This is a genomic window from Actinoplanes xinjiangensis (genome assembly GCF_003148685.1).
In the GTDB taxonomy this organism is placed as follows: domain Bacteria; phylum Actinomycetota; class Actinomycetes; order Mycobacteriales; family Micromonosporaceae; genus Actinoplanes; species Actinoplanes xinjiangensis.
In genome coordinates this window covers 1-1430 of the sequence record NZ_QGGR01000081.1, presented here as the reverse complement: position 1 = coordinate 1430, position 1430 = coordinate 1, and the positions used below count along the sequence as shown (strand labels likewise).

General features: G+C 64.7%; 1 protein-coding gene and 2 pseudogenes. All 3 read left to right on the top strand.

From position 1 onward, the window contains the following. Positions 1-91: pseudogene (locus tag BC793_RS48595) on the top strand (transposase); the annotation flags it as partial. A gap of 74 nt (positions 92-165) precedes the next feature. Next, positions 166-1311, top strand: coding sequence for an IS30 family transposase (locus tag BC793_RS48590; RefSeq protein WP_239170774.1), 1146 nt, complete (start codon positions 166-168; stop codon positions 1309-1311). A gap of 27 nt (positions 1312-1338) precedes the next feature. Continuing rightward, a pseudogene (locus tag BC793_RS48585) lies at positions 1339-1430 on the top strand (transposase); the annotation flags it as partial.

Genomic DNA, 1430 nt, shown 5'->3' with positions numbered 1-1430 from the left:
CTATGGCGCCGAGGTGTCGCGGCAGACGATCTCCACGATCACCGACAAGGTCATGGACGGCATGGCCGAGTGGCAGAACCGGCCGCTCGATCGTGCTCAGGTTCTACTGGTCGTTGCGAATCCTGACGAGACGGGTTTCGTATGCCCAGATACGCACCGAACAGGATGTCGCTGGACGTCAAGCGCCGGTATTTCGAACTGATCAGGACGGGGATGCGGGGCGCGCGAGCCGCCGCCGCGGTGGGCGTGTCGCTCAGCTGTGGATCCCTGTGGTTCATCGACGCTGGCAGCGTGAGCATTGTCGAGACCCCGATCAGCGGGCGGTATTTCAGCCAGGACGACCGAATCGAGATCGCCGACGGGCTCGAACGCGGCGAGCGCGTCAAGGTGATCGCGGCCCGGATCGGCAAGAGCTACCAAAGCGTGTATCGGGAGATCGCTCGCAACCGCAAGGCGGATGGTCGATATCAGCCGTGGTATGCCCACAATCAAGCTCATCTGCGTCGTCGGCGGCCGAAGGTCAGGAGGCTGGCCGCCGATCCGGCATTGCGCGAGGCGGTAGCCGCCAAGCTCCGTCGTGGGTGGTCGCCGGTGCAGATCAGCCGTTGGCTGCGGCGGCGATACTCGCGACGGCGGGGCTGGCAGGTGTGTGCCGAGACGATTTACGAGGCGGTGTACCGCGGCGTGGTCCTCCAAGCAGATCCCGCGAATCTGCGTACTGGCCGCACCTATCGGCGTCGCCGCGGCAGGGGCCGGTCCCGTGACGGTGCGCTGAAGCAGTCGACGAACATGAAGTCCATCCGTGAGCGGCCGGCCGCGGTCGAGTCCCGCCGCCAGGCCGGACACTGGGAAGGCGACCTGATCGTCGGCGCCGGTCAACGCTCAGCTGTCGCCACGCTGGTGGAGCGCAAGACCCGCTTCACCGTGCTGGTGAAGCTGGTCGGTGACCACAGCGCGCAGACTGTCGGGGACGCCCTCATCGCCGCGTTCGCGAAGCTGCCTGCCCCGCTGAAGCGCACGTTGACCTGGGACCAGGGCAACGAGATGTTCCATCACGAACGCATCGAGCACGCGACCGGCCTTCGCGTCTTCTTCGCCGATCCGCACTCGCCCTGGCAGCGAGGCACCAACGAGAACACCAACGGTCTTCTGCGCCAATACCTGCCAAAGGGCACCGACCTCAGTAGATGGACCGATGATCAACTCCGAGAGATCTGCGCAGAACTCAACGAGCGACCTCGGCTATGCCTGAACGACAAGAGCCCGAGTCAGCTCATGCGACAATGGCAACGCCAGCCGGCAACGAGCTGATTCGCAACGATCGCTGGAAACTGCCGTGTCTATCCGGTGGTGTTTCTGGACGCGATCAATGTCAAGATCCGCGACGGAAAGGTCGCCAACCGGCCGATCTACGTCGCTCTGGCGGTCAC